Origin of the sequence: Micromonospora sp. WMMD1274 (assembly GCF_049179035.1) — a bacterium.
Taxonomy (GTDB): domain Bacteria; phylum Actinomycetota; class Actinomycetes; order Mycobacteriales; family Micromonosporaceae; genus Micromonospora; species Micromonospora tulbaghiae.
In genome coordinates, this window is the sequence record NZ_JBMHMG010000001.1 from 6,375,621 (window position 1) to 6,401,213 (window position 25,593).

Annotated in this window: 26 protein-coding genes and 1 pseudogene; 16 read left to right on the plus strand and 11 right to left on the minus strand. The window is 74.2% G+C overall.

The window, feature by feature from the left end:
* Window positions 1–108 precede the first annotated feature (108 nt).
* Window positions 109–705, minus strand: coding sequence for a DUF4291 domain-containing protein (locus tag ACN27D_RS30065; protein WP_120570196.1), 597 nt, complete (start codon window positions 703–705; stop codon window positions 109–111).
* A gap of 79 nt (window positions 706–784) precedes the next feature.
* Between ACN27D_RS30065 and ACN27D_RS30070 the strand changes: the two genes are divergently transcribed.
* The gene (locus ACN27D_RS30070; RefSeq protein ID WP_421500621.1) at window positions 785–1,279 is read left to right on the plus strand and encodes a type II toxin-antitoxin system PemK/MazF family toxin; all 495 of its coding nucleotides are present in this window, start codon (window positions 785–787) and stop codon (window positions 1,277–1,279) included.
* Window positions 1,280–1,409: 130 nt separating this feature from the next.
* On the opposite strand, the gene ACN27D_RS30075 is transcribed toward ACN27D_RS30070, so the two are convergent.
* Entirely contained in the window at window positions 1,410–2,045 is a 636-nt protein-coding gene (locus tag ACN27D_RS30075; RefSeq protein WP_120570194.1) for a GGDEF domain-containing protein, read from the minus strand.
* 225 nt (window positions 2,046–2,270) lie between these two features.
* Between ACN27D_RS30075 and ACN27D_RS30080 the strand changes: the two genes are divergently transcribed.
* The 3 genes from ACN27D_RS30080 (at window position 2,271) to ACN27D_RS30090 (ending at window position 5,057) form a co-directional block, all read left to right on the plus strand.
* Window positions 2,271–2,528 (plus strand): DUF397 domain-containing protein, encoded by a 258-nt coding sequence (locus tag ACN27D_RS30080; RefSeq protein ID WP_120570193.1) that lies wholly within the window; start codon window positions 2,271–2,273, stop codon window positions 2,526–2,528.
* Between the two features lie 105 nt (window positions 2,529–2,633).
* Window positions 2,634–3,521, plus strand: coding sequence for a helix-turn-helix domain-containing protein (locus tag ACN27D_RS30085; RefSeq protein ID WP_350815669.1), 888 nt, complete (start codon window positions 2,634–2,636; stop codon window positions 3,519–3,521).
* A gap of 93 nt (window positions 3,522–3,614) precedes the next feature.
* Window positions 3,615–5,057, plus strand: a complete 1,443-nt coding sequence (locus ACN27D_RS30090) for a protein kinase domain-containing protein (protein WP_421500622.1) — start codon at window positions 3,615–3,617, stop codon at window positions 5,055–5,057.
* Between the two features lie 3 nt (window positions 5,058–5,060).
* Here ACN27D_RS30090 and ACN27D_RS30095 read toward each other — a convergent pair whose 3' ends face one another.
* Window positions 5,061–5,753 carry a carbon-nitrogen hydrolase family protein gene (locus ACN27D_RS30095; protein ID WP_121685648.1) on the minus strand — a complete coding sequence of 231 codons (693 nt, stop codon included), beginning with the start codon at window positions 5,751–5,753 and terminating at the stop codon, window positions 5,061–5,063.
* Between the two features lie 66 nt (window positions 5,754–5,819).
* On the opposite strand from ACN27D_RS30095, the gene ACN27D_RS30100 reads away from it, so the two are divergent.
* Entirely contained in the window at window positions 5,820–6,599 is a 780-nt protein-coding gene (locus ACN27D_RS30100; protein WP_120570190.1) for a DedA family protein, read from the plus strand.
* 7 nt (window positions 6,600–6,606) lie between these two features.
* On the opposite strand, the gene ACN27D_RS30105 is transcribed toward ACN27D_RS30100, so the two are convergent.
* Both ACN27D_RS30105 and gdhA read right to left on the minus strand, forming a co-directional pair.
* Window positions 6,607–7,965, minus strand: a complete 1,359-nt coding sequence (locus tag ACN27D_RS30105; RefSeq protein ID WP_364808522.1) for an alpha/beta hydrolase family protein — start codon at window positions 7,963–7,965, stop codon at window positions 6,607–6,609.
* A gap of 151 nt (window positions 7,966–8,116) precedes the next feature.
* Window positions 8,117–9,448, minus strand: coding sequence for an NADP-specific glutamate dehydrogenase (gdhA, locus tag ACN27D_RS30110; RefSeq protein WP_121685649.1), 1,332 nt, complete (start codon window positions 9,446–9,448; stop codon window positions 8,117–8,119).
* Between the two features lie 92 nt (window positions 9,449–9,540).
* Between gdhA and ACN27D_RS30115 the strand changes: the two genes are divergently transcribed.
* The 4 genes from ACN27D_RS30115 to ACN27D_RS30130 are packed head-to-tail and all read left to right on the plus strand — an operon-like array spanning window position 9,541 to window position 12,449.
* Window positions 9,541–9,882, plus strand: a complete 342-nt coding sequence (locus ACN27D_RS30115; protein ID WP_120570187.1) for a MazG-like family protein — start codon at window positions 9,541–9,543, stop codon at window positions 9,880–9,882.
* A 30-nt stretch (window positions 9,883–9,912) separates the two neighbouring features.
* Complete coding sequence (locus tag ACN27D_RS30120) at window positions 9,913–10,749, plus strand: hypothetical protein (RefSeq protein ID WP_121685645.1); 837 nt, start codon at window positions 9,913–9,915, stop codon at window positions 10,747–10,749.
* Between the two features lie 15 nt (window positions 10,750–10,764).
* Window positions 10,765–11,736: a pirin family protein gene (locus tag ACN27D_RS30125; RefSeq protein WP_358173197.1), complete on the plus strand. Its 972-nt coding sequence runs from the start codon at window positions 10,765–10,767 to the stop codon at window positions 11,734–11,736.
* 44 nt (window positions 11,737–11,780) lie between these two features.
* Window positions 11,781–12,449 (plus strand): hypothetical protein, encoded by a 669-nt coding sequence (locus tag ACN27D_RS30130; protein ID WP_421500623.1) that lies wholly within the window; start codon window positions 11,781–11,783, stop codon window positions 12,447–12,449.
* 331 nt (window positions 12,450–12,780) lie between these two features.
* Here the strand turns inward: ACN27D_RS30130 and ACN27D_RS30135 are convergent, their stop codons facing one another.
* Window positions 12,781–13,050 carry a DUF2795 domain-containing protein gene (locus ACN27D_RS30135; RefSeq protein WP_091427162.1) on the minus strand — a complete coding sequence of 90 codons (270 nt, stop codon included), beginning with the start codon at window positions 13,048–13,050 and terminating at the stop codon, window positions 12,781–12,783.
* A gap of 178 nt (window positions 13,051–13,228) precedes the next feature.
* On the opposite strand from ACN27D_RS30135, the gene ACN27D_RS30140 reads away from it, so the two are divergent.
* Window positions 13,229–13,636 carry a DUF2267 domain-containing protein gene (locus tag ACN27D_RS30140; protein ID WP_120570183.1) on the plus strand — a complete coding sequence of 136 codons (408 nt, stop codon included), beginning with the start codon at window positions 13,229–13,231 and terminating at the stop codon, window positions 13,634–13,636.
* A 16-nt stretch (window positions 13,637–13,652) separates the two neighbouring features.
* On the opposite strand, the gene ACN27D_RS30145 is transcribed toward ACN27D_RS30140, so the two are convergent.
* Entirely contained in the window at window positions 13,653–14,843 is a 1,191-nt protein-coding gene (locus tag ACN27D_RS30145) for a CaiB/BaiF CoA transferase family protein (RefSeq protein ID WP_421500624.1), read from the minus strand.
* A gap of 242 nt (window positions 14,844–15,085) precedes the next feature.
* On the opposite strand from ACN27D_RS30145, the gene ACN27D_RS30150 reads away from it, so the two are divergent.
* The 4 genes and pseudogenes from ACN27D_RS30150 to ACN27D_RS30165 form a co-directional block, all read left to right on the plus strand.
* Window positions 15,086–16,120 carry a TerC/Alx family metal homeostasis membrane protein gene (locus ACN27D_RS30150; protein ID WP_355509301.1) on the plus strand — a complete coding sequence of 345 codons (1,035 nt, stop codon included), beginning with the start codon at window positions 15,086–15,088 and terminating at the stop codon, window positions 16,118–16,120.
* A gap of 50 nt (window positions 16,121–16,170) precedes the next feature.
* Window positions 16,171–16,770, plus strand: coding sequence for a sulfite oxidase-like oxidoreductase (locus ACN27D_RS30155; RefSeq protein WP_302907005.1), 600 nt, complete (start codon window positions 16,171–16,173; stop codon window positions 16,768–16,770).
* 1 nt (window position 16,771) lies between these two features.
* Window positions 16,772–17,530, plus strand: coding sequence for a ferredoxin reductase (locus ACN27D_RS30160; protein ID WP_121685640.1), 759 nt, complete (start codon window positions 16,772–16,774; stop codon window positions 17,528–17,530).
* A 47-nt stretch (window positions 17,531–17,577) separates the two neighbouring features.
* Window positions 17,578–17,748 (plus strand): annotated as a pseudogene (locus ACN27D_RS30165) (DUF6510 family protein); the annotation flags it as partial.
* Here the strand turns inward: ACN27D_RS30165 and ACN27D_RS30170 are convergent.
* Together ACN27D_RS30170 and ACN27D_RS30175 are read right to left on the minus strand one after the other, a co-directional pair.
* Window positions 17,674–19,506, minus strand: a complete 1,833-nt coding sequence (locus ACN27D_RS30170) for a glycosyltransferase (RefSeq protein ID WP_421500625.1) — start codon at window positions 19,504–19,506, stop codon at window positions 17,674–17,676. The pseudogene ACN27D_RS30165 and the gene ACN27D_RS30170 overlap by 75 nt on opposite strands.
* A gap of 259 nt (window positions 19,507–19,765) precedes the next feature.
* Complete coding sequence (locus tag ACN27D_RS30175; RefSeq protein ID WP_421500626.1) at window positions 19,766–20,422, minus strand: C39 family peptidase; 657 nt, start codon at window positions 20,420–20,422, stop codon at window positions 19,766–19,768.
* 629 nt (window positions 20,423–21,051) lie between these two features.
* On the opposite strand from ACN27D_RS30175, the gene ACN27D_RS30180 reads away from it, so the two are divergent.
* Window positions 21,052–21,597, plus strand: a complete 546-nt coding sequence (locus tag ACN27D_RS30180) for a GNAT family N-acetyltransferase (RefSeq protein ID WP_358176210.1) — start codon at window positions 21,052–21,054, stop codon at window positions 21,595–21,597.
* Between the two features lie 10 nt (window positions 21,598–21,607).
* Here ACN27D_RS30180 and ACN27D_RS30185 read toward each other — a convergent pair whose 3' ends face one another.
* Window positions 21,608–23,053 carry a M20/M25/M40 family metallo-hydrolase gene (locus ACN27D_RS30185; protein WP_252448973.1) on the minus strand — a complete coding sequence of 482 codons (1,446 nt, stop codon included), beginning with the start codon at window positions 23,051–23,053 and terminating at the stop codon, window positions 21,608–21,610.
* Between the two features lie 100 nt (window positions 23,054–23,153).
* On the opposite strand from ACN27D_RS30185, the gene ACN27D_RS30190 reads away from it, so the two are divergent.
* A complete protein-coding gene (locus tag ACN27D_RS30190) occupies window positions 23,154–24,452 on the plus strand; it encodes an NAD(P)/FAD-dependent oxidoreductase (RefSeq protein ID WP_121685533.1) in 1,299 nt (432 codons plus the stop codon).
* Window positions 24,453–24,479: 27 nt separating this feature from the next.
* Here the strand turns inward: ACN27D_RS30190 and ACN27D_RS30195 are convergent, their stop codons facing one another.
* A complete protein-coding gene (locus tag ACN27D_RS30195) occupies window positions 24,480–25,571 on the minus strand; it encodes an AI-2E family transporter (protein ID WP_421500627.1) in 1,092 nt (363 codons plus the stop codon).
* Between the last annotated feature and the right edge of the window lie 22 nt (window positions 25,572–25,593).

Below are 25,593 nucleotides of genomic sequence, written 5' to 3' on the forward strand. Positions count from 1 at the left end.
GTAAGGAAGGGCCCCTCTTAACGCCTCCGGTAGTAGAGGGGCCCCTTATTGACATCACGGCGCGGGCGCAACGCGACGACGGCGAGCCCGGTGCGGCACCGCACCCGCTCAGCCCGCGTCGACGATCCGGGCCACCTCGGCCGGCAGCGGGTACGGGCGCTCCACCGGCAGCAGCGCCGACGCCCCGGCCTCGTCGCCGTCGGTGAGGCGACCGTGCACCGACCGGGCCAGCCCGGTGACGTCGGTGAGCCCGAGGACCCACTCGTCGACGTATCGGCGTACCGCGTCGCCGGTCAGCCCGACCTGCAACGAGCGGTACGACAGTGGCGCCAGCCGCAGCGAGCGTTCCGGATCCCACTGGACCCGCACCGGGCTGACCCGCAGGTGGTGCCGCCACGCCTCCCGGTCCGGGTGCAGGCGCGGGTCGTAGCTGCTGAGGCAGGCGTGCCGCAGGGCCCACTCGAAGCCGGCCCGGCTGATGTCGACCGCCAGCACCCGTTCCTGGCCCGGCTTGAGGGCCCAGCCGCAGCGATACATCATCCAGCGGAACGACGGCTTGATCCAGGTCATCCGCTCCCGCTTGAACGGCGGCACGAACCGGCCCGCGCGCAGTGCCGGGTCGGCGATCTCCGGCGGGTACGCCTGGTAGACGGTGACCGACGTGTCGGTGAACGCGGCGCGGATCTGGTGGCGGGGCACTGTCACCGGGGCATGATGGCACCGCGTAGCCGGACCGGCGACCCGATTCCATCGACCGTGCACTCCGGCCGATAGGCTGCCCGCCGTGGCAGGTCTGTTGAAGAACGTGGCGTCGAAGCTCGGCCGGATCACCCGGGTCGTGCCCGCCCCCGTCCGCTCCGGCGGGCCGATCCCGGCCCAGGTCGCGCGCCGCCGCCAGGTCAACGCGTTGCAGCGCCGCGAGCTGTCGTACGCCCCGGAGCCGGACGGCCACGCCGACCCGGGCGAGATCGTCTGGACCTGGGTGCCGTACGAGGACGACCCGCGTCAGGGCAAGGACCGTCCGGTGCTGGTGGTGGGCCGGCACAGCCGGACGCTGTTCGGGCTGATGCTGTCCAGCCAGAGCGACCGGGACGGTCAGCGGCACTGGCTGGCGCTCGGCCCGGGGGAGTGGGACCGGGACAACCGGCCGAGCTGGGTACGCCTGGACCGGGTGCTCACCATGCGCGAGGACAGCATCCGCCGCGAGGGTGCGGTGCTGGACCGGCCGCGGTTCGACCGGGTCGGGCAGGCGTTGCGCGCCGGCTACGGCTGGCGCTGACCGGCCGGACCGAGCCCGGCCGGCACCGCGACGAGCCGCCGGACCGGGCTGAGCGCCGCGCGACGAACCGGGCTGAGCGCCGCGCGACGAACCGGGCTCAGCGCCGCTCGACGAGCCGGGCGGTGCCGGCTCAGCACTCCGCGACGAGCTGGCGGGCCGGGCGGGCGGGGCCGAGCGTCTTCGCCTCGTACATGGCCGCGTCGGCGCGGCAGAGCGCGTCGGCGAGCTGGGTGGGGCAGTGCACCGGCGCGAGCCCGACCGAGGCGGTGACCTGGATGCTGCGCGTGCCCAGCGGGATCGGCGCGGCGAGCGCCTCGCAGAGTCGCCGGGTGGCGTGCTCGATCCACCGGCGGTCGGCTGTGGGGCTGGCCAGCAGGCCGGCGAACTCGTCGCCGCCGAGCCGGGCGACCAGGTTGGGGCCGGCGAACGCGGCGAGCCGCTGCGCCACGCTGACCAGCACCTGGTCTCCGGCGGCGTGCCCGTAGCGGTCGTTGACCTGCTTGAAGTTGTCCAGGTCGAGCACGACCGCGACGAGTGGCTGACCGGCCGGGTCGGTGAGCAGTGCGGCGGCGAGCCGGAAGAACGCCCGGCGGTTGGGCAGCCCGGTGAGCGGGTCGTGGCTGGCGGCGTGCCGCTCGGCGGCCAGCTCGGCCTGCAGCAGCTCGATCTCGGCTTCGGCGCGCAGCGCGCGGCGGCGTAACTGCCAGGCGGAGACGATCGCGCCCGCCGCGGAGATGCCGGAGGCGATGGTCATCGGATCCGCCAACGCGTCCTCCTCACCGCAGTCCCGAAGCCGCGCGGAGCGGCGTCCCCGGGGCCGGGCTCGGGTCACCGTGCGTGAACGAACCGGCACACCGTATTTCCGCTATCATGCTCTCTGTCCATTGCAGATGCAATAGCAGATGCACGTGCATCTCACTCCTCAGTCGACAGACGTCGCCACCCACCGCTCCTCCCCGCGGCCTCGGCTGGCTCATCCCGAAGGACGCCCATGCAGCAACCCCCGAACGGCGTGCCCGCGACCGAGTTGCCGCCGATGCGCTGGCTGAAGAGCCGCCGCAGCAACCCCAGCGGCAACTGCGTCGAACTGGCCGAGTTGCCCGGCGGTGGCGGCATCGCGGTCCGCAACTCCCGGCACCCGGAGGGCCCGGCACTTATCTACACAGTGGACGAAATCGCCGCGTTCGTGCTCGGCGCCCGGGACGGCGACTTCGACCATCTGATCCCGCCGTCCCGTACACGGGACTGACTCCGTCCGTCCGGAGGAGTTCACCTCACTGTCGGTTCATGGCATGCTTACTCGTCGGTCCGGGAGGGTGCCCGGCCGGGGCGGTCGGGATGCGAGGGCGGTCAGGTGGCGACGGTGCCCGTCGAGGGTGGTCCGACAAGCGGTCCGACAGTGCTGCGCATGCTGCTCGGCGGGCAGCTGCGCCGGCTGCGGGAGAGCGCCGGGGTCAGCAGGGAGACCGCCGGCTGGGAGATCCGCTCGTCGGAGTCGAAGATCAGCCGGATGGAGCTGGGCCGGGTCGGCTTCAAGGAGCGCGACGTGGCCGATCTGCTCACGCTCTACGGCGTCACCGCGCCCGAGGACCGTGACGCGCTGCTCAAGCTGGCCCGCGACGCGAACAGCCCGGGCTGGTGGCACCGCTACGGCGACGTGCTGCCCGCCTGGTTCCAGTCGTACCTGGGCCTGGAGGCGGCCGCCGCGCTGATCCGCACGTACGAGGTGCAGTTCGTGCCCGGCCTGTTGCAGACCGCCGCGTACGCCCGGGAGGTCATCCTCCTCGGCCACCGCGGCGCGTCGGCGGCGGAGCTGGACCGGCGGGTGGAGCTGCGGATGCAGCGCAAGGAGCTGCTGCAGCGCGCGAACCCGCCGCAGCTGTGGGCGGTGCTCGACGAGGCGGTGCTGCGCCGCCCGATCGGCGGCGCCGCGGTGATGCGGGAGCAAATGGACGCGCTGATCGAGGCGACGTCCGGCCCGCACGTGCGGTTGCAGATCGTCCCGTTCGCCGCCGGCGGGCACGCCGCGGCCAGCGGCGCGTTCAGCATCCTGCGCTTCGGCGACGCCGACCTGCCCGACATCGTCTACATCGAGCAGCTCACCAGCGCGATCTACCTGGACAAACGCGACGACCTCGACTTCTACGCCGAGGCGATGGAACGGCTGTGCGTCGAGGCCGCGCCGCCGGAGCGGACCCCGGAGCTGCTGGCCCGCATGCGCGACGAGCTGTACCCGGCCTGACCGGGGCGGCGGCGGGCGCAAGAACGCCGGAACGGGACGAAACGGGGGCGCGGGTTGGTGCGGCCGGTGCCGCGCATGGCAGCCTGGTGAATTATGTCGCCGTTCACGCCCGCCCTGCGCCTGCACGACCGGTACGTCCTGCGCGAACGCATCGGCCTCGGCGGGATGTCCGAGGTGTGGCGCGCCGACGACGAGGTGCTGCACCGGCCCGTCGCGGTCAAGGCCCTCGCCGGGCAGCTCGCCGCCGACCCGCAACTGCGGGCGGTCATCCAGCGCGAGGCTCGCGCGGCGGCACGGCTCACCCACCCGCACGTGACCCAGGTGTACGACTACGGCGAGGCGACGCTGGACAGTGGCGTCGTGGTCCCGTACCTGGTGATGGAGCTGGTGGAGGGGCAGACGCTCGCCGACCGGCTGGCCGGCGGGCCGCTGGCCTGGCCGGACGCGGTCCGCACGGCCGGGCAGGTCGCCGGGGCGCTGGCCGCGGCGCACCGGATCGGCGTGGTGCACCGCGACGTCAAGCCGGCCAACGTGATGCTCACCGAGACCGGCGCGAAGGTGCTCGACTTCGGCATCGCCGCGCCCGCCGGCCCGCACCCGGTCACCGGGCAGACCGGCGCGCTGCTGATGGGCACCCCCGCCTACTTCGCCCCGGAACGCCTCGACCCCGGCCCGGCGAACCCGGCCGGCGACGTGTACGCGCTCGGCGTCCTGCTGTACCGCAGCCTCACCGGGCGGGCGCCGCTGCCGGTGCGCAGCTGGGACGACGTGCTGGACGTGCGGCGCAACCGTCCGGCGGTGCCGCCGCTGCGGGTGCCCGGCCTGCCGCCGGAGGTCGGCGACCTGGTCCTGGCCTGCCTCGCCGTGGACCCGCAGCGGCGGCCCACAGCGGCCCGGCTCGCCGAGCGGCTCGGCGCGGGCCGTCCGGTGGACCCGCCGACCGCGATCCTGCCCACCGTGGCGCCGGAGGCGCACCCGCCCACCCTGATCGAGCGGTCCCCGGCTGCCGCGTCCCGCCCGGTCCCGCCGGCACGTCCCGTCGCGCCGCCGCGCCCGGCGGTCTCGTCGAACCGGCTGCTCGGGCTGCTCGTCGTCGGCGCCGTGGTGCTGCTGCTAGCCGTGGTCGGCTCGCTGGTGTGGGGCGACGGCTCCGGCACCCCGCCGGTCGCCGCGCCCACCGCCGGCCCGTCGACCGGCGCCGCCGAACCGCCCGCCCCGAAGCCCACCAGCGCCGCGCCGCCGTCGACGGCATCCGAACCGGTGACGCTGCGTCAGCTCGGCGACCGGTTCGGTGAGCTGCTCGACCGGGCCGAGTCGATCGGCCTGATCGACCGCAAGACCGCCGACGACCTGCGGAAGAAGGCCGGCGAGCTGGACCGGGGCAAACCGAAGGACCGGGACAAGCGGGTCGAGGACCTGCGCGAGAAGATCGACGACGCGGCCGAGGACGACAAGATCGACCCGGTCACCGCCGCCGCGTTGCGGAAGCTGATCGACGGCTACGAGCGGCTGCGCGGCGGCGCCGACGAGGGCTGACGGTCACCGCAGATCGGCGGCCACCACCTCGCCGACGCCGGTGCCGGCACGGACCACCGGCTCACCCGCCGGTGACCAGATCCCGGAACCGCCCGCGGCGCGCGCGTACCCGCCCCCGGTCGAGCCGGCGAAACTCGCAGTCACCACCCACACGCCGTGCGCGGCGGCGACCCGGCGGGCGCGTTCGTCGGGCACCGCCGCGTCCTCGGCCGACTCCAGCACCCCCGCCAGGTAGGCGTCCGCGCCGAGCGCCACAGTCGCCGCCGCGTGTTCCGGCGTCCCCGTGTCCTTGCACACGGCCAGGCCCAGCCGCCAGCCGTCCACATCGAGCACCGCCGGCTCCCGGCCCGGTCGCATGTGCCGCGGCTCCGCGCCACCCAGGCACATCTTCCGGTACGCGACCCGCACGCCGTCGGCGTCGACCGCGAGGACCCCGATGTGCGGCCCGGGCACCGGCGCCCCGGCCAGCGCCAGCGTCCCGGTGTCGGCGCAGGCCGCCCGCAGCGGCGCGAGCCTCGGGTCGGCCGGGTCCAGCGGCGCGGCGGTCAGCTCGTACCCGGTCAGCGACATCTCCGGGAACACCACCACGCGGGCCCCGGCGGCGCGCACCGCGTCGGCGTGCCGGACGGCGTTGCCCTCGACGTCGTGGGAGCGGGTCAGCGGCTGGGCGACGGCGATCCGCAACGGCGTACGCATGCCGTACACGATAATGGTTTCCATGACGCGTGGTCGTCCGCGGCTTCGCCCCGTAACGTTGGTCCGATGATCGGAAACGCACAGCTGCTCACCGTCCCCCGGGTGAGCACCTCGCGGGCCGCGGAACCGACCGGCGACGGAGTAGCCGGCTGGGTCACCGGCCTGATGGAACGGCTCGGTGGTCCCGGCGCCGGCCTCGCGGTGGCCCTGGAGAACCTGTTCCCGCCCATTCCCAGCGAGGTGATCCTGCCGCTGGCCGGCTTCACCGCGAGCCAGGGCAGGATGAGCCTGGCCGGCGCCATCTTCTGGACCACGCTCGGGTCGATCGTGGGCGCGCTGGCGCTCTACTACATCGGCGCGGCCCTCGGGCGGGACCGGATGCGTGCGCTGGCCGCGCGGCTGCCGCTGATCAAGCTGGAGGACGTGGACCGCACCGAGGCGTGGTTCCTGCGCCACGGCGTCAAGGCGGTGTTCTTCGGCCGGATGATTCCGATCTTCCGCAGCCTCATCTCCATCCCGGCCGGGGTGGAACGGATGCCGGTGCCGGTCTTCCTGCTCTACACCGCGCTGGGCAGCCTGATCTGGAACACCACGTTCGTGCTCGCCGGCTACCTGCTCGGCGAGCAGTGGCACGTGGTCGAGGCGTACGCGGGCACGTTCCAGAAGGTCGTCATCGTGGCCGTGCTGGCCGGTGTCTGCTGGTTCGTGGTCAGCCGGGTCCGCCGCTCCCGCCGCACCGCCGGCGACGTGCCGCAGCAGCCGGAGCCGCAGCTCGAGCCGGAGCCGCAGGCGGCCCCGCAGGGCACCGTCTACCGGGGCGGCTGGTACGGCCGGGCGGAGGACTGAGGCCGGCTCAGCACGGCGGGTAGAGCGGGCGGGTGCCGGCGCCGGCGGCCCGGGCGGCGTGGTCGCTGAACCGGCAGCCGAAGTCCGGCGCCGCCACCGCGCGCCGGTCGGTGACCGCGTCACCGGCCGGGCGCTTGCCGGTGCGGACCCACCGGGCCAGGTCGTCCCAGGCGGCGCCGGCCTCGGCCGGGCTGAACTCGCAGTGCTGCGCGGTGCGCACCGCCCGCTGCACCAGCAGCCGGGACCGTCCGTGCCGGGCCACGTCCCGGGCGTACGCCTGCTCCATCCCGAACGGCACGAACAGGTCGCCGAGCCCGTGCAGGCTGAGCACCGGCGCGGTGGGCCGCCCGGCGATCCGGGGCACCTCGGTCAGGCCGGGCGAGAGCCGCTGGCGCAGGTTCTCCGGCGCGACCCGCTGCACCGTGGCGTCGAGGTTCACCGGCTGGTTCGGCGCGTACCGGGTGAACAGGTTCGTGGCGAGCTGACCGGGACGCCGGGCGGGGGAGCCGTCCGCCTCGCTGACGGCGATGCCGAACAGGAAGTCCTTCCACACCGCGAACGCGGCGTCGCCGCCCGGCCGCGGCCCGCCGGAGCGTTCCACTGTGACCGCGCGCAACTGCTTGCCCAGCTCGTTGGTGGTGTCCGGGCCGCCCGGGGTCAGCCCGGCCAGGCCGAGCGTGACCTGGATCCGGGGCACCGCCGAAGTCAGGTAGTCGGCCGGCGTCGGGTACGCGCGCACCCCGGCGAGGGCCTGCGCCACCAGGTTGTAGTCCAGGAAGAAGTCGAACAGTTCCTGGTCGCCGAGCACCCCGCACATCGGCAGCGCCCCGGCGTAGTAGCCCGGGTACTGCTCCAGCGACCGGCCGATGACGTGGCCGCCCATCGACACACCGGCCAGGAGCACCCGGTGCGGGCGCCGGACGGTACGGCTGAACAGGTCGGCCAGGGCGCGCGTGCCGCGTACGCCGGAGCGCACGTCGTAGCCGTTGCGGTCGTACGACGACGACGCCCACGCGTACCCCTGCGCCACCAGGCGCTGCCGAAGCTCGAAGGCGGGCGGCTCCGGCGACAGCTCGGTGCCCTGACCGCGGTAGCCGTGCGCCCACATGACCAGGTCGCCGTTCCAGCGCGCCGGGACCTCGATGATGTACCCGGCGTTCGCGTGCACGCCCTGCCGCACGGTGGTGGCGGCCCCACCGACGACGAGCGGCGGCAGCGGCGGGTTGACGACGGTGTAGCCGGGCAGCGGGCCGCTGCCGTCGTCACGGCCGGTGGCGGCGGCGGGCGCCGCGCCGGTCAGGCCGAGCGTCAGCGCGAGGGCCGCGCCGACGGCGAGCAGCCGGCGGCGGACGGGTGAGGGCTGCATCGCTGCTCCCCGGGGACGGGTGCCACCCCGGGACGGGGGTGACCACGCGGGACGGATGCCTACCGGCCGGTAGCGCCCTGAACCTAGGCCGGGCGTCGAGAGCTGTCAATCGCTGACCGACCGCTCCGTCAGCGTCCGTCCCGCGGACCGCTCACACCAGCCCGTGCGCCAGCATCGCCTCGGCCACCCGCCGGAACCCCTGGATGTTCGCCCCGGCCACGTAGTCGCCGGGCAGGCCGAACTCCTCGGCGGTCGCCCAGCACCTGTCGTGCACGTCCCGCATGATCTCGCGCAGCCGCTGCTCCGACTCGCCGAACGTCCACGTGTCGCGGCTGGCGTTCTGCTGCATCTCCAGCCCGCTCACCGCCACCCCGCCGGCGTTGGCGGCCTTGCCCGGGGCGAACCGCACCCCGGCCCGGCCGAGGATCCGCACCGCCTCCGGCGTGGTGGGCATGTTCGCCCCCTCCACCACCGCGACGCAGCCGCCGGCGACCAACGCGGCCGCCTCCGCGCCGCCGATCTCGTTCTGCGTGGCGCAGGGCAGGGCCAGGTCGCAGGGCACCTCCCACACGTTGCGGTCCGGGACCGCCACCGCGTTGCGCGCGTGCTCCGCGTACTCGGCCAGCCGGCCCCGGCGCTGCTCCTTCAGCTCGCGCAGCAACGCCAGGTCGATGCCCTTCTCGTCGACCACGTAGCCGCTCGAGTCGGAGCACGCCACCACGGTGCCGCCGAGCTGGTGCACCTTCTCGATCGCGTAGATGGCCACGTTGCCCGAGCCGGACACCACCACCCGCTTGCCCTCCAGGCTGTCACCGGCCTGCCGGAGCATCTCGTCGGCGAAGAACACCGCCCCGTACCCGGTCGCCTCCCGGCGCACCTGCGCGCCCCCGTACGCCAGGCCCTTGCCGGTGAGCACGCCCGCGTCGTACCGGTTGGTGATCCGCTTGTACTGCCCGAACAGGTAGCCGATCTCCCGGCCGCCCACCCCGATGTCACCGGCCGGCACGTCGGTCTGCGGGCCGATGTGCCGGTACAGCTCGGTCATGAAGCTCTGGCAGAACCGCATCACCTCGCGGTCGGAGCGGCCCTTCGGGTCGAAGTCGGCACCGCCCTTTCCGCCGCCGATGGACAGCCCGGTCAGCGCGTTCTTGAAGATCTGCTCGAAGCCGAGGAACTTCACGATGCCCAGGTAGACCGAGGGGTGGAAGCGCAGGCCGCCCTTGAACGGGCCGAGCGCGCTGTTGAACTCCACCCGGAAGCCGCGGTTCACCCGTACCCGGCCCTGGTCGTCCTCCCACGGCACGCGGAAGATGACCTGCCGCTCCGGCTCGCAGACGCGCTCGACCACCTCGGCGTACTCCGGATGCCGGGCCAGAGCCGGACCGATGCTCTCCAGCACCTCGCGGACCGCCTGGTGGAACTCGGGCTCTCCCGGGTTCCGGGCGACCACGCCGGCGAACACCGACTCGACGGTCTCCGGCATCACGGGCACCTCCTCTCGCCTGGAGCACAGGCCCCCTGGCCTGCGTCGCCCCAGGATACGAACGGTGCACGGGGTGGGGTTCACTGGTCCGCGTGGACGCCACCATCTGGACGACCGCGCGCGACGCGCGCGCCTGGCTCGACGCCGCGAACGGCCGCGGCGACACCGAACTGACCTGCCGCATCCTCAAGATCGGCGAAGAGGCCGGCGAGGTCGCCGCGGCCTGGATCGGCCTACTCGGGCAGAACCCGCGCAAGGGCGTGACGCACACCCGCGAGGAGGTCGCCGCCGAACTTGCCGACGTGGCGTTCACCGCCCTGGTCGCCATCGAGAGTCTCGGCCTGGACGCGCACGCCGTGCTGGCCGCGTGCGCCGACAAGGTGCGTTCGCGTACCGGAGTGGGAATGAACCGGGACGCCGACGCGGACGTATGACCCGGTGGGGACCGGCGAGAGGGGACGACCATGACCGCATCCGAGGACGACCCCGACCTGGCCCGGCCCCGCTGGTCCGGCGGAGCCCGGCTGCTGGCCGCCGCCGCGGTGCTGGTGGTGGTGCTCGGGGTCGTGGCGGTGGCGGTGACGCTGTCCAACCCGGCCCGCCTCGGCGTGGTCTTCTCCGGCGGCGCGCCGGCGTCACCGGTCACCGGGAACGGCGGCTCCGGCGCGGCGGGCGCCGCCGAGGTGGCCGGCGCCGAGACCGTCGCCGCACCCCGCGGCGACCGGCAGCGCGCCCAGTTCGAGCTGGTCGACGGGCTGACCCGGTTCACGCTGCGGGCCGCCGACCTCGGCGACGACCTCTACCGGATCGGCGCGCCGGACGGCTCGGGTGTGACGCCGCGCCCGCAGCTCGTGGGCGACCGGGTCCGGCTGCGGGTGGAGGAGAACGGCCGCCCCGGCCCGTCCGCCGTCGAGGTGGTGCTCAACTCCCGGGTCACCTGGCGGCTGCGGCTGATCGGCGGCGTCAGCGAGCAGCGCCTCGACCTGGGCGAGGCCCGGCTCGCCGGGGTCGACCTGGTCGGCGGCGCGTCGCGTACCCGGCTGCTGCTGCCGCGCATCGACGGTTCGCTCACCGTCCGGATGACCGGCGGGGTCAGCGAACTCACAGTCACCGTGCCCGGCGGGCCGCCGGCCCGGGTGCGGGTGGCCTCCGGCGCCGGCTCCCTGACCCTGTACGACGAGCGGCGCGGCGGGATCGCCGCCGGTGACCTGGTCAGCTCGCCGGGCTGGGACCGGGCCGCCGACCGGCTCTACCTCGACCTGGTCGGGGGCGCGAACGCGGTGAGCGTCACCGCGGAGTGAGCGTAGAGTCGGGCGGTGGACCGCACCGAATCCCTGCCCGCGCAGACGCTCCCACCGGGCGTCGGCCCGACCGACCCGGGCAGCGTGCTGCTGCCCGGCCACGACGTTCCGCTCGGCCGCTACACCACTGTGCGCCGGCTGCTGCCGCAGCGGCAGCGCCGGATGGTCGGCGCCTGGTGCTTCGTCGACCACTTCGGGCCCGACGACGTGGCCGACCGGCCCGGCATGGAGGTGCCGCCGCATCCGCACACCGGGCTCCAGACCGTCACCTGGCTGCTCGACGGGGAGATCCTGCACCGCGACAGCCTCGGCAACGTCCAGCCCATCCGCCCGGGCCAGCTCAACGTGATGACCTCCGGGCGGGGCATCGCCCACTCCGAGCGTTCCCCGCTGGTGCACCCGCCGCTGATGCACGGCGTGCAGCTGTGGGTGGCGCTGCCCGACCCGGCGCGGGCCGGTGACCCGGACTTCGCCCACCACGCCGACCTGCCCCGTTTCCGCGACGGCGACCTGGACGTCACGCTGCTCGTCGGCGACCTCGGCGGGGAACGCTCGCCCGCGGTCGTGCACACCCCGCTGGTCGGCGCGCAGATCGAGGTCCGCGGCCCGGCGCCGGCCACGCTGCCGCTGCGTCCGGACTTCGAGTACGGGCTGCTGGCCATGTCCGGCGCCGCCGATTGCGACGGCACGGCGCTGGCCCCCGGCGCGCTGCTCTACCTGGGCCTCGGGCGGAGCGCGCTGACCCTGCGCGCCGAGCCGGGCACGCGCCTGCTGCTGCTCGGCGGCACCCCGTTCGAGGAGCCGCTGGTGATGTGGTGGAACTTCGTCGGCCGCTCGCACGAGGAGGTGGTGGCCGCCCGGGAGGACTGGATGGCCGGCCGCCGCTTCGGTGTGGTCGCCGACGACGCGGCACCACCGCTGCCCGCGCCCGCGCTGCCCACCACCCGGCTCAAGGCCCGCGACCGCGGCGGCGACGTACGCGGCTGACCGCCGTACCCGAATGCCGCGCCGTCGCCGGGGTAGACGGCGGCATGCCGACAAAGACCGCCCCGCGCGACGTCGCGGACAAGAAGCGGCTCGCCCGCCGGCTCGCCGGAGACGGCCGCGGGTTCGCCGAGTGCTTCGGGTTCCGGGTGACCAACAACCCGGCCCAGCTGTTCCAGGTGCTGTACCTGGCCGTCCTGCTGGCCCGCCGGGGCGACTTCCACCGGGCCGTCGACGCGGCCACCGCGCTGCGCGACGCCGGCTGGGACACCGCGGCCCGGATGGCCCGCTCCCGGCACGAGGACCGGGTACGCGTGCTGCGCGCCGCCGGGCTGCGCGGTGACCTGGCCGGGATCGCCGACACCCTCGGCGACCTGGCCCGCACGGTCGTCGAGACGTACCGGGGCGACCTGCGCCGGCTGCGGACCGCCGCGCACCAGGACCCGGCCGGGGAACGGCGGCTGCTGACCGCGCTGCCCGGAGTGGACGACGAGGTGTGCGACCTGTTCCTGCGTGAGGCGCAGGCGCTGTGGCGCGAGGCGGCGCCGGTGGCCGACCGGCGGGCGCTCGCGGCGGCCCGGCGGCTCGGGCTGGGCCGCACCGCCCGCGACCTCGCCGGACTGACCGGCAGTGGCGAGTCGGAGCAACTGTCGTGGCTGGTCGGAGCGCTGGCGCGAGTGGACCTGGAGCGGCGGTACGCCGAGGTGACCGCCTGAGCGCACGCGTGCGCCCGGACACACTTCCGCGATTCTCACCCGTTCGGCTGATGCCGCGTCGTATGATGATCGTGGCAGCGATGCCCGCCCGGTTCGGGCGAACATCTCACCGCTGCGCGGTCGCGACCCGGTTCGGGCGTGAACCGCGCAGGACAGGTGCTGCGTGGCGCCCCAGGTCGCGGTTCGTGACCCGGGGCGCTCGCCTGTCCGGGCATGCCGACCGCCCACACGGGAGTGCGCACGACCGCCCACCCGCGACGATCGCACGCCGGGCTCGTCTCGGCACGCGCAGAGGCCGGCGGCCGTGTCGCCCGCCGGCCCGCGGCCGTGCTCAGATGCCGCGCAGGTGCTGCGACACGCGCGGGTGGTCGACCCGGGCCTGCGCCGCGCGCTGCGAAGGGCTCACCTCGGGAGCCGCGTCGATGCCGGCCGAGCGGGCCACCTCGGTGCCGTTGGCGTAGTCCACCGGGGGCAGCGCGCGCAGCGCCCGCAACACGTCCGGCGGCGCGCCCTCCCGTTCCGCCTCGCGGATGACGTCGTCCTTGCCGGCCGGGTAGTCCAGCGCGGACAGGTACTCAAGGACATCCGTGTAACTCGCCATGGGTCGGGCTCCTCGTGGCAGTAGTCGCGGTCGTGACCGGGCGGCGGTTACCCGTCGCGCCGCCGCTCACGCCCCCACGCGCGCAAATCCCGCCGCCGTGATCGCGCCGGTGGCCGGCGCCGTTTCCGGCGCGCCGTCGCGGGTAGCCGCGGTGGGCGCACCGAAGGGGGTACCACGGATGCACTACCTGACCTTCGTGAGCCGGGTCGCCCGGCTCACCGGCACCAGCGAGGACCGGGCCGCCACGCTCACCGGGGCCACGCTGGAGACGTTCGCCGAGCGGCTGACCGGCGGCGAGGTGCTGGACCTGGCCGCGCAGCTGCCGAAGCCACTACAGGGGCTGCTCAGTCCGTATCCGCGCGACGAGGCGGCGGAACGCTTCGGGGCGGCGGAGTTCGTCGCCCGGGTCGCCCGCCGGGCGGACTGCGACGAGAACACCGCCCGGGACGCGGTACGCGCGGTGTTCGTCACGATGCGCGAGGCGATCCGGGGCGGGGAGTTCCAGGAGGTCGTGGTCCAGTTCCCGCGCGACTACCGGGACATGGTCGAACCGGCACTCGCCCCGGCCGCGGCGAACCGCCGCTGAGCCGGTTCGCGGGCGGTCAGCCGATCACACCGGCGGCGCGCAGCGCGGCGATCCGGCCGGCGTCGATCCCGGCGTCGGCGAGCACCTCGTCGGTGTGCTCGCCCGGCGAGGGCGGGGGGCGCCGCACCGAGGTCGGGGTGGCCGAGAAGCGCGGCGCGGGAGCGGGCTGGGTGACGCCGTCCGGCGCCACGAACACCTCCCGCGCACGCAGGTGCGGGTGCTCCGGCGCCTCGGCCCAGTCGAGCACCGGCGCCACGCAGGCGTCGGTGCCGGCCAGCAGTTCCGTCCACTCGTCCCGGGTCCGGGTGCGGAACAGCCGCGCCCACGCGGCCCGCAGCGCCGGCCAGTTCGCCGGGTCGTCCCGGTCCAGCGCGTCGTACGCGGCGCTGCCGTCCGCCCCGGCGTCCTCGCCGCCCGGCGGGAAGCCGGTGAGCCGGACCAGTTCGGCGTAGAACTGCGGCTCCAGCGCGCCCACCGCGACGTACCGCCCGTCGGCGCACTCGTACGTGTCGTAGAACGGCGCGCCGCCGTCGAGCAGGTTCACCCCGCGCGGGTCCTGCCACAGGCCGATGCCGCGCAGCGCGTGGATCTGGGTGGCCAGCACCGACACGCCGTCCACGATGGCCGCGTCGACCACCTGGCCGGGCGCGCCGCCGCGCACCGCGTACAGCGCCGCGACCACGCCGAGCGCCAGCATCATGCCCCCGCCGCCGTAGTCGCCGAGCAGGTTCATCGGCGGCACCGGGCGTTCCCCGGCCCGGCCCACGCCGTGCAGCGCGCCGGTCAGCGCCAGGTAGTCGATGTCGTGCCCGGCGCTGTGTGCCAGCGGCCCGTCCTGTCCCCAGCCGGTCATCCGCCCGTACACCAGGCGGGGGTTGGCGGCGAGGCAGTCGTCCGGGCCGAGGCCGAGCCGTTCGGTCACCCCGGGCCGGAAGCCCTCGACCAGCGCGTCCGCGCCGGCGGCCAGGGCGAGCACCAGGTCACGCCCCTCGGGCTGCTTCAGGTCCACAGCGATCGAGCGGCGGTTGCGGTTCAGCAGGTCGCCGGGGAAGGCGCCGAACCCGCCGCCGCCGGGCCGGTCGACGCGTACCACGTCGGCGCCGAGGTCGGCCAGCATCATCGCCGCGAACGGACCGGGGCCGATGCCGGCCAGCTCGATCACCCGTACGCCGGTCAGTGGTCCCTGGTTGGTCACCCGCGTCACCATAGGGGCCGGGGTGAGCCGGCGCCATGCCCTCCGCCGCCGCACAGCGGTTGACCAGGGCAATCAACCGTGTCCCGACTTGGCGTCCGGTCCGGCGGTGACCTAGCCTTGTCCAGGCGAGGGGAGTACTTCCCACGAATCATTCCGGTCAGTACGGCAAGCCGCCGAGGCGAGCCCCGGGTGGTTGCCCACGAAAACGTGGGTGAAGGAGACCTCGAACATGACACGGTGTTCGAGGAGGCTCCATGCCCGAATTGTCGCCCCTGGCCGCGGCCGGGTTGTCGTCGGTCGGCACGCCCACGCTGTGGGCCGTGACGATCGTCGGCGTGCTCGTCCTGCTGGTGCTCGACTTCCTGGTGACCAGAAAGCCGCACGAGGTCTCGATCCGTGAGGCGCTGGGCTGGTCGGCCTTCTACATCGCCCTGCCGCTGGCCTTCGGCGCGTGGATCTGGTCCCGCTACGGCAGCCAGCAGGGCATCGAGTACCTCACCGGTTACCTGGTCGAGAAGTCCCTCTCGGTCGACAACCTGTTCGTCTTCATGCTGCTGCTGGCCGCGTTCGCGGTGCCCGCCGTGCTGGCCCAGCGGGTGCTGCTCTACGGCATCGCCGGCGCCCTGGTGCTGCGCGGTGTGTTCATCGCGCTCGGCGCCGCCGCGCTCCAGACGCTCGACTTCGCCTTCCTGCTGTTCGCGCTCATCCTGATCGCCACCGCGGTCAAGCTGCTGCGCGACGCCCTCTCCGGGCACGAGCAGGAGGTCGACATCAACAAGATGCGGTCGGTACGGCTGCTGCGCAAGTTCATGCCGGTGGTCGACGACTACCACGGCACCCGGATGACGATCCGGCAGGCCGGCCGGCGGGCGCTCACCCCGTTCGCGCTGGTCGTGGTCGCCGTGCTGGCCACGGACATCGTGTTCGCCGTCGACTCGGTGCCCGCCGTCTACGGCATCACCGAGGACCCGTACCTGGTCTTCGCCACCAACGCCTTCGCGCTGCTGGGCCTGCGGGCGCTCTACTTCGTGCTGCACGCCGCGCTGAGCCGGCTCGTGCACCTCAGCTACGGCCTGGCCGCCATCCTGGCGTTCATCGGCGTCAAGCTCGGCCTGCACTGGGCGCACGGCATCTGGAAGGGCGTACCGGAGATCCCGACGCTCGCCTCGCTCGGCGTGATCATCGGCGTCCTGGTGATCGTCACCATCACCAGCCTGCGGGCCACCCGCAACAGCGGCGACGGCAAGCGCACGGTCGTGCACGAGGTGCAGGGCGGAGGTTCCGCCTGACTCGGTGGGAACCCCTGCCCCGGCGCGACCGGCGGTGGTACGACTGACGGGTGGGAATCGTCTCGCCCGGCTTCCAGGGCCGGCCCCGTTCGTCCGCACCCGACCTGCCGCCGGGGCAGTACCTCACCGAGGACTTCCCGGTGCTCTCCGCCGGCCCGACGCCACGTGTCTCCCTCGACACCTGGGAGTTCGTGCTGACCAGCGAGACCGGCGCGGAGTACCGCTGGTCCTGGGACGAGCTGATGGGCCTGCCGCAGGACACCCCGACCGTTGACCTGCACTGCGTCACCCGCTGGTCCAAGCTCGGCACCACCTGGCAGGGCGTCTCCCTGGACACGCTGCTCGACGGCGTCGACACCGGCGCCCGGTACGCGCTGGCCCACTCGTACGGCGGCTACACCACGAACCTGCCGCTGGACGACCTGCGCGGCGGGCGGGCCTGGGTGGTGCACACGTACGACGGGGGTCCGCTGCCGGCCGAGCACGGCGGCCCGGCGCGGCTGCTCGTGCCGCACCTGTACCTGTGGAAGTCGGCGAAGTGGGTGCACGGCATCCGGCTGCTCGTCGACGACCGGCCCGGCTTCTGGGAGACCGCCGGCTACCACGACTACGGCGACCCGTGGCGCGAGCAGCGCTACCAGGGCGACTGAGGTGACGGCGCAGACCGAGGGCCGCCGCGTCGCGCCGCTGATGTGGCGGGTCGCCCGGCTGGTCGAGCGGCGGATCGAGACGCCCACCGCGCAGACGCTGGTGCTGGACGTGCCCGGCTGGCCCGGGCATCTGCCCGGGCAGCACGTCGACCTGCGCCTGACCGCCGAGGACGGCTACCAGGCCGCCCGGTCGTACTCGCTGGCCGGCCCCGCCGACGGCGAGCGGATCGAGGTGACGGTGCAGCGGGTGCCCGACGGCGAGGTGTCGCCGTACCTGACCGACACCTACGCCGAGGGCGACCCGCTGGAGGTCCGCGGCCCGGTCGGCGGCTGGTTCGTCTGGCGCACCGACGACACCGCGCCGGTCCTGCTGGTCGGTGGCGGATCCGGCGTGGTGCCGCTGATGGCGATGATCCGCGCACGGCGGGCCGCCGGGAGCAGGACGCCGTTCCGGCTCGTCTACTCGGTGCGCACCCCGGACGACGTCATCTACGCCGACGAGCTGCGCCGCCGCGCCCGCGACGACCAGGGCCTCGACGTCGCGTACGTCTACACCCGGTCCGCGCCCGAGGGCTGGCGCGGCGAGCCGCACCGGATCGGCCTGGCCGACGTGAACAGCCACGGCTGGCCGCCCGACCTGGAGCCGCTGTGCTACGTGTGCGGCCCCACCGGATTCGTGGAGACCGTGGCCGACCTGCTGGTGGGGCTGGGCCACCCGACCCGGCGCGTGCGGACCGAACGGTTCGGCCCGACCGGCTGACGACCCGAGGAGGGCGTATGACCGACCTGTCGTACCTGGACGGCAACATGCTCGACGGGCCGCTGCGCGAGCTGTTCGCCGTCGACCTGAGCGCCACCACCGGCCGCTGCGACACCTGCGGGACGACCGGCCCGATGGCCGGGCTACACGTCTACTCGCACGCCCCGGGCCTGGTCGGGCGCTGTCCTGCCTGCTCCGGGGTGATGGTGCGGCTGGTCCGCGCGCCGCAGCGGGCCTGGCTGGACCTGCGCGGCACCACGTACCTCCAGGTGCCCATGGCGGCCGAGCAGGGCTTCCGCGCCGCGCCCTGACGCCTGCACCCCGGCCGGGCCGCGCTCCGGCGTCTGCGCCGTGGCCGGGCTGCGCTCTGACGTCTGCGCCCCGGCCGGGCCGCGCCGCCCGCGCCGGCGCAGCCGCCCGACGAGCTGACCCACAGTCACCGGCACCACCGACAGCACGAGCTGGCCGTTGCGCGGGTCGACGGTCGCCGCCACCCCGTACAGCCGGGCGCCGCGCCGCAGCAGCCGGGGCCGCCCGGCGGCGAGCCGCGGCGCGCGCACCGCGGCCCCGCCGCGCCCGTGCCCGCCGTCCACCTCGGCGCGCACCGGGTGCCGCTGCCCGCTCGCGGAGCCGGCGGCCAGGAGCCGGTCCAGCGCGAAGTCCGTGCGCAGCGTGCGGCCGGCCGGATCGCCGGCGTCCATCCGGGTGGCGCCCACGACCGGACCGGCCAGCATCCGCACCGGCCCGGCCTCCGCGGCGAACCGGGGGTACGGGCTGCGCGTGGTCACCGTCAGCGTGTGGCCGTCGGCCCAGCTCACGTCGACGGCGTCCAGCCGCGCCAGCCAGTCGGCGCGCACGTCGGTGACGTCGGTCCACCGCGCCGGGGCGCCCGGATAGCCCGCGTGCCAGCGGTCACCGGCGAACACCGTCGCCGGTACGCCCCGGCCGCTGTCCTGCTCGATGACCGCCAGCAGGTCGTCGACCCCGCCCGCGGTCACCGCGCCCAGGCGCAGCCGCGCCTCGATGCCGAGCCGGTCCCGCAGGCCGTCGGTGACGTGCCGCCGCACCAGCCGCGCGACCGTCGCGTGCACCCGCTCCTGCGCGGCCCGGTCCAGGTGCCGGAAGTCGTCGCCGACCAGGTTCGCCAGTTCCAGCCCGACGTGGCGGCGCAGCACCGCGTCCCGGCGCGCTCCGGCGGGGATCAGGTCGGCCACGTACGCGAACAGCCGCTCCACGCTGACCAGGCGCTGCTCGGTCCGGCTGTGGTACGTGATGTTGCGGGCGTCCAGCCGGCGTACCGCGTGGTAGTAGTCGTAGTCGGCGAGCACCGAGATCCGCCGGGCGTGGTAGCAGGCGGCGAGCGTGAACGGCTGGTCGCTGAGCACCGGCATGTCCTCCGGGAACCGCAGCCCGAGCCGGTCCACGAGGTCGCGCCGGAACAGCTTCGTGTTCGCCAGCGACCAGGGCAGCGCCGAGTCGAACAGGCTCACGTCGACCGCGTTGCCGCCGGCGAACACGTCGGAGAAGACGTGCCGGCCGTTGACGCCGACCACCTTGCCGAGCACCACGTCCGAGCCGTACCGGTCGGCGGCGGCGACCAGACGTTCCAGGGCCTCCGGGCCGAGCCGGTCGTCCGAGCCGAGGAAGAAGACGTACCGGCCGGTGGCCAGGTCCAGTCCCCGGTTGCAGGGCGCCGCCGGGCCACCGGAGTTGGCCTGGTGGACCACCCGTACCGTGCCGGGATGCTTGGCGGCGTACCGGTCCAGCAGGCGGCCGCTGCCGTCGGTGGACCCGTCGTCCACCGCTACGATCTCCAGCCGGTCCGGCCCGATGGTCTGCCGCAGCGCCGAGTCGAGGCAGGACCGCAGGTAGCGCAGCGTGTTGTAGACCGGCACGACGACGCTCACGTCGGGGCGGCTCGTCGCGGGTGGGCGGTGGGTGGTCGGTGGGCGGTGCGTCGCCTCCTCGGCTGCCACTGCTGCTCCTTCGCGGTCGCCCGGACGATCCGGCGCGACCCAGCGTGCTGGAGCGAGCCGTCCGGGTGACGACACCGGCGTGACGGCGAGGTGACCGGCAGGCAGCCGTTGGACATGCGCGAAAGGGCCCGACCCCTGTGGTGGGGTCGGGCCCTTTCGCGTGTTGCTTCACGCCATCGTGCTCTGGTCCGCCATGTGTTGCGCTGGCCGCTGGCCTTGTTCTTGCTCTGCAGCCGTATGCGCGGCGGGGTGGTGTTGGTCAGCTGGTGCTGTAGCCGCGGGTGGCGATCCAGTCGGCGAGGTTGTCGATGCTCATCCGGTAGGTGGCGGTGTTGGGGTTGGCGCTGTCGGCGATGGTGACGGTGTGGCCGTCGTCGCGGTAGCCGATGACGCTGATGTAGTGGCCGCCTTCGAAGGAGTGGGTGGTGCCGTCGGTGTCGGTGGCGGTGCCGGCGATGTTGGCGACCACGGCCCGGCCGGCGTCGACGGTCTTGACCACGTCGGTGCGCAGGGTGTCGGTCTGCTTGTCGTCGGCCTTGGGGGTGCTGATCTCGACCGACTTGTAGGCGTTGCTGGCGCCGGTCTCCTTGTTCAGCACGGGGGTGATGTCGTTGATGGAGTTGGTGCCGGCCTCGGTGGTGCCCATCTCCTTGGCCATGGCGTGCACGTCGATGTTCTTGCCCTGCACGGACAGGGCGTTACGGGCGGCGGCGGGGCCGCAGAAGTAGAAGTTGGGCTGGGCCTCGTAGCGCACGTCCAGCTCCCGCTCACCGTGACCCTTACGGTCCGCGACGACGGCGGTGGTGTTGCCGGTGGGGGCGGCGTGGGCGGCGATCGCGGGTCCGGCGATGCCACCGGCGGTGGCGGCGATACCGGCAGCGGTCAGAACGGTCTTGCGCAGCAGAGTGGTAGCCATGATGGTTGCCTCCCTGAAGGGGGGATGACCGCGGCGGGGGTGCCGCGGAGGGGAAAAGTCTTGGGGGGTGCCCGCCAATAGGGGCTGGCGCGCGGGCGGCTGGGGGGCCTGCTCCGCGGCTCGGGGGTGTAACGACGGGCGGGCCGGGGCCATTCCCGGGGACGGCGGGATGCCCGTCGCTCGGGGATGTAACGACGACCGGGCCCGGCCGATTCCCCGACCTGCCACGAGGGGCTCCGGGCGGGCCGGTGTCCGGCGCTCGACCCTGGTGCCTGGGCGGTCAGCCATGTACAACGCCCCGCGCCAGCCACCGATTCCACCCTCACGATGGCCCCGACCACACCCACGCCCCGGAACCGAACCGCACACAAACCCCCAAACCCGTCACCCCGCCGCCCGGGCGGACTGCACCACCGCGCGATCTTGCACCTTGGTCCCCGCTGAACCCATGTAAAGCGGACATCTCGCGGGCATCAAGTGCAAGATCGCGTGAGAGTCGGATGCCCGGGAGAGATCTTGGTACGAAAGGGCCCTCATGGGGGCCGTTTCGTACCAAGATCTGCGAAGGTCCTTCGGGAGAGTGCACCCCCGGGTGGGGCGGGGTGGGGGCGGTGTCCGAGAGTGGGGCTGTGCGATATCTGCGCAGTGACGGACGCGTCGCCATCCGCCGTCCCCGTCCGGCCGACGAGGCGGAGTTCGTCGCCGCCGCCCGGCGCAGCCGCGACCTGCACCATCCGTGGCTGTCCGCGCCCGATGACGCGCAGCGGTACGCGGCGTACCTGCGCAAGATCCGGGCGCGGGACAGCTCCGGGTTCCTGTTCTGCGACCGGGCCACCGGGCAGATCGCCGGATACGCGAACATCAGCGGCATCGTGCTCGGCGCGCTGCGCGGCGGTTACCTCGGATACGCGGCGTTCCGCCCGTACGCGGGCACCGGGCACGCCTCGGCCGGGGTGCGGCTGGTGATCGAGTACGCGTTCGGACCGCTCGGTCTGCACCGGCTGGAGGCGAACATCCAGCCCGGCAACGAGCCGTCGAAGCGGCTGGCGCGCCGGCTCGGCTTCCGGCTGGAGGGGTTCTCGCCGGACTACCTGTTCATCGACGGCGCGTGGCGCGACCACGAGCGCTGGGCGATCACCGCCCCGGACGGGGTGGACCGGGCGCCGGGGCGGTGACCGGCCGGCCTCAGCTACCGGGCTTCGGGAAGGCGACCGGGCTGCGGTGCCCGTCCCGGTCCACCGCCCGCACGCCGAAGAACACGTTGTCCTTGGACAGGTCGATGGTCACCTCGGTGACGTCGCCGACCGGCAGCACCTTCTGCCACTGGTCGGCGGTGGTCTCCCGCCACACCACCTCGTACCCGGCGAGGTCCGGCTCGGGGCCGCGCTGCCACCGCAGCGTGGTGTCGTTGGTCAGGTTCGTGGTCACCACGGTGACGCCCTTGGGCGTACCCGGCGCCTGGGCCAGCGACCACAGCGTCGCGGCGTTCACCCGCGCCACCCGGGTGATGTAGCCGAAGTCGCAGAACTCGGGCAGGTCGCCGTACTGCACCCCGTCGACGACGCGCACGTCCTGGTGCTGGTGGGCGAAGTCCTCGTTGGGCTCGGTGAACCGGCCCGCCGGCCAGCCCTCGCGCAGGAACGAGATGTGGTCGCTGCCGCGCAGGTAGCGGTCCCGCCGGTAGATGACGCGCACGTCCATGCCGGTGGCGGAGTTCTCGGCCACGTCGGTGACGAACCGGGCGAGCTGCCGCGACGGCGAGTCGTTCTCGCCGCCGACGGACTGCCGGACGCTCGCCTCGGCCGGGGTCTCGGCGGTCGGCACGCCCTCGGCGAACAACCGCACGGTACGCGGGTCGCGGGTGCCGTCGTCGGCGGTGCTGGACCCGACGATGTCGTTGCTGAACATGGCCTGGACGTCCACGCCGGCCGCCTTCAGCTGCGACGCCAGGTACGCCGAGCCGTACAGTCCCTGCTCCTCGGCGGCGACGGCGGCGAGCACGATGGTCGCCTCGGTGCGGCGGGTCGACAGCACCCGGGCCAGCTCCATCACCACCGCCACGCCGGAGGCGTCGTCGTCGGCGCCGGGCGCGTCGCTGACCGCGTCCATCACGTCGGTCGCCCGGGAGTCGTAGTGGCCGGTGATGACGTACACCCGCTCGGGCGTGACGTCGCCGCGCAGGGTCGCCACCACGTTGGTGATGGTGGTCGGGACGGGGATGCGGGAGGCGGGCTGCTGCACGTACGACTGCAGTTCGACGCTCATCCGGCCGCCGGACGCGGCCGCGTACCCGGAGAGCTGGGCGTGGATCCAGTCGCGGGCGGCGCCGATGCCGCGTACCGGATCGGTCTGGCTGGACAGGGTGTGGCGGGTGCCGAACGCGGCGAGCCGGCGCACGACGGCCTCGATCCGGCGGCTGTCGATCTCGCGCAGCAGCGCGGTCAGCTCGCGGTCGGGCCGCTGCGGCCGGGCCGGACGGCCCGGGCCCGGGGGCGCGCCGGTCGCGGCGGCGGCCGGGGCGGCGGCGAGCGGGGTGGCGACGGCGGCGGCGGTGGCCGCGGCGGAGGCGGTGAGGAAGGTACGCCGGCTGGACCTCGTGGGCCGACCCTCGGCGGTCTCGTGGTTTCCCATCCCGGCATCCTCGCGCCGATCACGAGGAATGTCCATATAGCCGCCGATGGATGGATCATGGGTACGTTTGTCGCAGGTCTGCCCGGGAACGGCAGCAGGCATGACGAAACCACGTGTGGTGATCGTGGGGGCCGGGTTCGCCGGGTACCACGCGGCCAAGACGTTGCGCCGACTGGCCCGCGACCGGGCCGAGATCGTCCTGCTGAACACGACCGACTACTTTCTCTACCTGCCGCTGCTGCCCGAGGTGGCGGCCGGCGTGGTGGAGCCGACCCGGATCGCGGTGCCGCTCGCCGGCACGCTCGACGGCGTCCGTGTGGTGGTCGGCGAGGCCGACCGGGTCGACCTGCAGAACCGGTGGGTCGGCTACCGCTCGATCGAGGGCGAGCACGGACAGCTCGCGTACGACCGGCTGGTGCTCAGCGTCGGCAGCGTCAACAAGCTGCTGCCGATCCCCGGCGTGACCGAGTACGCCCACGGCTTCCGCGGCCTGCCCGAGGCGCTGTTCCTGCACGACCACGTGGTCCGGCAGGTCGAGCTGGCCGAGCTGACCGAGGACCCGGCCGAGCAGCGGGCCCGCTCCACGTTCGTGGTGGTCGGCGCCGGCTACACCGGTACGGAGGTGGCCGCGCACGGGCAGCTGTTCACCGACCGGCTGATGGCCCAGCGCCCGCACCTGAAGGTCCGGCCGCGCTGGATGCTGCTGGACGTGGCGCCCCGGGTGCTGCCCGAACTGGACCGGCGGATGTCCGTCACCGCCGACCGGGTGCTGCGCAAACGCGGCGTGGACGTGCGGATGGGCACCTCGGTCGCCGAGGCCACCCCGGACGGGGTGATGCTCACCGACGGCGAGTACGTCCCGACGTGCAGCCTGATCTGGTGCGTCGGCGTACGCCCCGACCCGTTCGTGGCCGAACTGGGGCTGCGCACCGAGAAGGGCCGGCTCGTGGTCGACGAGTTCCTCAACGTCCCCGGCTATCCGGAGGTGTTCGCCTGCGGCGACGCCGCCGCCGTGCCCGACCCGACCCGCCCCGGGCAGGTGTGCGCGATGACCGCGCAGCACGCCCAGCGGCAGGGCAAGCTGGCCGCGCACAACATCGCCGCCTCCTACGGGCAGGGCGTGCGCAAGTCGTACAAGCACCACGACCTGGGCTGGGTGGTGGACCTGGGCGGCAAGGACGCGGCGGCGAACCCGCTGAAGGTGCCGCTGGCCGGGCTGCCCGCCAAGGCCGTCACCCGCGGCTACCACCTGCTCGCCATGCCGGGTAACCGGCCCCGGGTGGCGGCGGACTGGGCACTGGACGCGACGCTGCCCCGCCCCGCCGTACAGCTCGGCCTGGTCCCGGCCAACGCGGTGCCGCTGGAGAGCGAGTCCCCGGAGCTGGCCCGCCGCCGCTGAGCGCCCTGCGCGCCCGCCGGCCGGCCCTCACCCACCGGCCGGCGGCCGTTGCGGCGCTCCCGCCGGTTCACCGTCGGCGGGCTGCGGCAGGGCCTGCCGTCCGGCCGGTGTGAACTCGCGCAGCAGCACCTGCACGATGCCGGCCGCCGGGATCGCCAGCAGCGCGCCCACCAGCCCGGCCAGCTCGACCGACAGCAGGACGCTGACCAGCACCGTCAACGGGTTCAGCCGGACCGCGCGGGCCATGATGACCGGTTGCAGCAGATGGTTCTCCACCTGCTGGTAGACCACGAAGAAGACCAGCACCACGATGCCGGCGGTGGGGGAGTGCAGGAACCCCGCGCCGGTCGCGGCGATCGCACCGAGCGTGGCGCCGACGAGCGGGATCAGGTCGAACACGGCGACCGTCAGCGCGATCACCGCGGCGAACGGCACCCCGAGCAGGAACAGCACGACGAACGTCAGACCACCGCAGATCACGCTGATCAGCAGGTTGCCGCTCAGGTAGCCGGTGACGATCCGGGACGAGTCGCGCCCGATGCGCCGCAGCCGCGCCGCCGGGCCGTCACCGGTGAGCCGCAGCGTGGCGGCCGCGATCTTCGGCGCCTCCAGGACCATCAGGTACGCCAGCACCACCACGGTGACCAGGGCGGCGACCGCCTGGACGACGCTGCGGACCACCCCGACCGTCGGGTCACCGAGCCGGGCGCCGAACCGGCGGAGCTGGCCGGGTTCGGCGTACCGGAGCAGGTGGAACCGCTCCAGCAGCCGCCCGAGCGGTCCCTGTCCGGCCTGCGCCTCGCGCACCAGCTCCGGCGCCCGGTCGGCGAACCGGCCCACCTCGTCCACCAGCGGCACCACGATCAGCGCGCCGACGGCGGCGAACAGCGCGAACGCGGCCAGGAACACCAGCAGCGTGGCGAGCGCGCGGCGGCGTACCCGACGTTCCAGCCGGTCCACAAGCGGTTTGAGGGCGACCGCGAAGAACACCGCCACCAGCCCCCACACCAGCACCCGCCGGGTGGCCCAGACCAGCGCCAGTCCGACCACGGTGGCGAGGACCAGACCGATCACGATCAGCGTCCGGCGCGCGGTGGACCGGTCCGAGGCGGCGCTCATCCGGCGCGGCTACCCGCGTCGC

Coding starts and splice junctions, on each gene's coding strand:
- ACN27D_RS30080 (WP_120570193.1), top strand. CDS start 2,271: ATGCAGCAACCCCCGAACGGCGTGCCCGCGACCGAGTTGCCGCCGATG.
- ACN27D_RS30090 (WP_421500622.1), top strand. CDS start 3,615: ATGTCGCCGTTCACGCCCGCCCTGCGCCTGCACGACCGGTACGTCCTG.
- ACN27D_RS30095 (WP_121685648.1), bottom strand. CDS start 5,753: ATGCGTACGCCGTTGCGGATCGCCGTCGCCCAGCCGCTGACCCGCTCC.
- ACN27D_RS30100 (WP_120570190.1), top strand. CDS start 5,820: ATGATCGGAAACGCACAGCTGCTCACCGTCCCCCGGGTGAGCACCTCG.
- ACN27D_RS30105 (WP_364808522.1), bottom strand. CDS start 7,965: ATGCAGCCCTCACCCGTCCGCCGCCGGCTGCTCGCCGTCGGCGCGGCC.
- gdhA (WP_121685649.1), bottom strand. CDS start 9,448: ATGCCGGAGACCGTCGAGTCGGTGTTCGCCGGCGTGGTCGCCCGGAAC.
- ACN27D_RS30120 (WP_121685645.1), top strand. CDS start 9,913: ATGACCGCATCCGAGGACGACCCCGACCTGGCCCGGCCCCGCTGGTCC.
- ACN27D_RS30130 (WP_421500623.1), top strand. CDS start 11,781: ATGCCGACAAAGACCGCCCCGCGCGACGTCGCGGACAAGAAGCGGCTC.
- ACN27D_RS30135 (WP_091427162.1), bottom strand. CDS start 13,050: ATGGCGAGTTACACGGATGTCCTTGAGTACCTGTCCGCGCTGGACTAC.
- ACN27D_RS30140 (WP_120570183.1), top strand. CDS start 13,229: ATGCACTACCTGACCTTCGTGAGCCGGGTCGCCCGGCTCACCGGCACC.
- ACN27D_RS30145 (WP_421500624.1), bottom strand. CDS start 14,843: ATGGTGACGCGGGTGACCAACCAGGGACCACTGACCGGCGTACGGGTG.
- ACN27D_RS30150 (WP_355509301.1), top strand. CDS start 15,086: ATGCCCGAATTGTCGCCCCTGGCCGCGGCCGGGTTGTCGTCGGTCGGC.
- ACN27D_RS30175 (WP_421500626.1), bottom strand. CDS start 20,422: ATGGCTACCACTCTGCTGCGCAAGACCGTTCTGACCGCTGCCGGTATC.
- ACN27D_RS30185 (WP_252448973.1), bottom strand. CDS start 23,053: ATGGGAAACCACGAGACCGCCGAGGGTCGGCCCACGAGGTCCAGCCGG.
- ACN27D_RS30190 (WP_121685533.1), top strand. CDS start 23,154: ATGACGAAACCACGTGTGGTGATCGTGGGGGCCGGGTTCGCCGGGTAC.
- ACN27D_RS30195 (WP_421500627.1), bottom strand. CDS start 25,571: ATGAGCGCCGCCTCGGACCGGTCCACCGCGCGCCGGACGCTGATCGTG.